Origin of the sequence: Clostridium sp. UBA6640 (genome assembly GCF_002455975.1) — a bacterium.
Lineage (GTDB): Bacteria > Bacillota > Clostridia > Clostridiales > Clostridiaceae > Clostridium_J.
The window spans coordinates 13,706-17,489 of record NZ_DKLM01000101.1; the positions used below are offsets into that span (position 1 = coordinate 13,706).

At 34.6% G+C, this 3,784-nt stretch carries 2 protein-coding genes; one reads left to right on the forward strand and one right to left on the reverse strand.

Translation table 11 applies throughout. The features are described from left to right. Positions 1 to 352: 352 nt before the first annotated feature. The gene (locus tag B2W91_RS11010) at positions 353 to 1,840 is read left to right on the forward strand and encodes a 4Fe-4S dicluster domain-containing protein (RefSeq protein ID WP_291580789.1); all 1,488 of its coding nucleotides are present in this window, start codon (positions 353 to 355) and stop codon (positions 1,838 to 1,840) included. Positions 1,841 to 1,951: 111 nt separating this feature from the next. Here the strand turns inward: B2W91_RS11010 and ltrA are convergent, their stop codons facing one another. Further along, complete coding sequence (ltrA, locus tag B2W91_RS11015) at positions 1,952 to 3,361, reverse strand: group II intron reverse transcriptase/maturase (RefSeq protein ID WP_291580792.1); 1,410 nt, start codon at positions 3,359 to 3,361, stop codon at positions 1,952 to 1,954. Positions 3,362 to 3,784: the final 423 nt, after the last annotated feature.

The following is a 3,784-nucleotide window of genomic DNA, read 5'->3' on the forward strand; positions in this document are numbered from 1 at the left end:
TTTAAGCTATTTTTATAGAAAGCTTATTTTCCAGAGCATATATTAAGTTTTCATATTGTTCCCTATATTGTACTACTTTTTTAATTATAAAAAAACTTATAACAATGATTCGTCATAAATTACCTCTATTCTCGCCTTGCATTGTATTATCCTTCAAGTTTTATTACTTGTTTTATGCTTTAACTGAACAGTTCATAAAAATGGAAAATTTCCGTCAACTCTAGATTTTTTTCATTCAAATTTTGTTATTTTTTTAACGACTTTGTGTTATAATATATCTAGAAATTTTGGGGATAAAATCCTCATTACTAAAACTATATGGGTATAAAATTATTTAAAGGGGATTAGGTATATGTTTATTTTTGAAACACAGTTAAAAAAAGTTAAACATGATGTTTTAAAAAGCATTGCCATTTTGGCAAAAAATGACGAATTAACACTTAAAAAACTAGAAAAAATTCACGAATGTATAGTGGATAAAGATAAACCTCAGTATAGATGCTGTATCTATAAAGAAAGAGCTATTGTAGGACAAAGAGCTAAACTAGCTGCAGGTTATTTACCTTCTGGTGAAAGCCTTGATGATCTTGTAGACATAAAAAATGATGATCAAATTATATATGTTATAGAGGCGGCTTGTGATAAATGCCCTATTAACAAATTTACTGTAACTGAAGCCTGTAGAGGATGTATTGCACATAAATGTATGGAAGTCTGCCCTACTAAAGCTATGGTTCGAGTAGCTGGAAAAGCTTATATAAATCAAGAACTTTGCAAAGAATGCGGTCTTTGCAAAAAACAATGCCCTTATGAAGCTATTTCCGAGGTCTTAAGGCCATGTAAGATAGTTTGCCCTACAGGTGCACTTTCTGTAGCAACAGATAGACAAGCTATGATCAAAAATGAAGATTGTATTCAATGTGGTGCCTGCATGACTGCATGTCCTTTTGGTGCTATCTCCGATAAAAGTCTAATTGAACCTGTGGCAAGAAGAATATCTCATGGTGAGAAAATGTATGCTATTGTTGCTCCAGCAATTGCAGGACAATTTGGTCCCAAAGTATCAATGGGCCAAATAAGGACTGCTCTTCAAAACATAGGATTTATAGAGATGTATGAGGCTGCTTGTGGAGCAGATGTAGTAACTGCTCATGAAAGTAAAGAGTTTATTCATAAAATGGAGAATGGTGATAAATATATGGCCAACTCTTGCTGTCCCGGCTTCTTTAGTTATATCGAAAAAAAATTTCCTACTGAGACAGCTCATATATCTACAACAGTTTCGCCTATGATAGCTACTGGTAGATATATAAAGTCTCTAGATAGTGAAGCTAAAATAGTATTTATAGGACCATGTACTGCTAAAAAGTCAGAAATAAGAAGAGAACCTATAAAGGATGTTATAGATTATGCTTTAACTTTTGAAGAATTATCTGCACTATTAGATGCATTTGATATGGATCCTGAGAAATGTGAGGACTCCAATGTAGATGGTGCTTCAATTTATGGTAGAGGTTTTGCCGCTGCTGGTGGATTAACTGCTGCTATAGAAAATTATATTGATAGTCAAAATGTGAATGTAGAATTTAAACCTGTAAAAGTTAGTGGACCTATGGAAATTAAGAAGGCTATGTCATTAGCCAAGGTTGGCCGATTACCAGGAAATTTCATAGAAGGTATGATGTGCGAAGGTGGATGTATAGGCGGTGCTGGAACAGTTCTTCCACCGCTAGCAACAAAGGCAACTTTCACAAAACAAAATAGCCAAGCTACTAGAAAATCAGTAGCTGAAAATGAAAAAATTGCAGAATTTGAAGCTTTAAATTTAGAAAGATTATAATATAAAAAAGTTCTACATCATATCAATCGAGTAGGAGGTAGATAATTGTTTTATCTACCGACCTCTCACACCACCGTGCGTACCGTTCGGTACACGGCGGTTCAATAAGAATTACCTAAATCTTAAATAACTTTCGGTTAATGTTATAAACCCTTGTTCTTTTAGATATTTATTGGATAATGTTCTTGTTAAGATAGGGCTTTGGGAAATTCTCCAATAGCCTTTTCTTGTGTTTGCATACTCCAATGCCTTGAAACTATCTAACCCTAACTTAATTAAATTATCATGTTTGGTTTTGATTTTCTTCCACTGTTTCCAGTAGCATAGGCGTAGCCTTCGTCTTAGCCATTTATCCATCTCTTTTAAAGTAGCCTTTAAATCTGCTATTTTAAAATAATTAATCCAACCAGTTATTACTTGTTTTAATTTAACTGCCCGATTCTCCATGCTCATCGCATTACTTCTTCCAGTAATCTCCTTAAGCGTAGCTTTTAGTTTTTTAACAGATTTATCATGTACTCTTACTCCCATTTCACCTTTCTTATTATAGAATGAGAATCCTAAATATTTTAACTTCCATGGTCTGTCGACCTTACTTTTCTCTTTATTCACTTTGAGTTTTAAATTCTCTTCTATGAACTTAGTGATACTTTCCATTATTCTTATTGCCGCTTTTCTTGATTTCACATATATATTACAATCATCAGCATATCTACAAAAGTTTAGTCCTCGCTTTTCTAACTCTGTATCTAGTTCATTTAACATAATGTTACTAAGCAGTGGTGATAGGTTTCCTCCTTGTGGAACACCCTTTTCAGTAGTATTTATTACTCCATGTATCAACACACCTGCTTGTAGATATTTTCTTATAAGCGAAATTACCCTAATATCTTTAACTTCTTTATAAATTAAACCTATTAGCTTATCATGATTTACAGTATCAAAGTATTTCTCTAAGTCTATATCCACAGCCCATTTGTATCCATTATCCATATGCTCTTTACATTTTAGAATTGCTTGGTGAGCATTTCTATTAGGTCTAAATCCGTAACTATTCTCCGAAAAAGTTTCTTCAAATATCGGACTTAAAACTTGTGCAATGGCTTGTTGTATCACGCGGTCAACTGCCGTTGGAATTCCTAGTGGACGTTTCTTGCCATCTGGCTTTGGTATTTCTACACGTCGTACTGGATTTGGTTTATAACTTCCGTCCAATAATGATTGTCGAAGGCTATCGCCATTTTCTTTTAGATATTGTAGAAGTTCATCTACTTTCATACCGTCAATTCCATGACTACCTTTATTAGATTTCACTCTCTTAAACGCTAGGTTAAGATTATTTCTATCTATAATCCTCTCTAACAATCCATTGGCATACTTAATTTCAGCGTTTTGTTTCTTTTCTAACGTCAATGAAGTATTAGGCGCTCCTACATTTCTTTGGAGTTCCACTCTATTCTTCCTTAGGTAACCTTCTTTATGAAGTTGTCTGCTTTCATCACACTTCTTTGTGTTTTTCAAAGTTTCAAAACCTCCTATCGTTCAGTCCTTCACCCCGCTATCGCGATTAACGAGATTACTATGACATCTGCTGACTTCTTAGATTTCAGCTATGTATCACTACATAGGTTATTGTTTCAAAATTCATTTCCACAATTTACATCTAAGACCTCCCCAGGTAAGAGCATAATCTTTCTCTCCATCTATCTGCCACATTTACATTACCTATTTTCGAGTAGTTATAGGGCTTCGATTTGTTATGCAATCTTACCCATAGGTCCTGCCTTATATGTGATTTCTGTCCGTCAGACCAGAGATTTGCCGCCGACTTCCTTCAGATTCCACCTCACGGTGGACACCCTTGTCTTAAGCTATACACTTACCACTACTAGGTCGTGTTAGGGACTTTCACCCTTAAGATTACGCCCATGCTGGGCGCACATA

Bases quoted from the DNA above. Each gene is read 5' to 3' on its own strand.
- B2W91_RS11010 (WP_291580789.1), top strand. From the start codon at position 353: ATGTTTATTTTTGAAACACAGTTAAAAAAAGTTAAACATGATGTTTTA.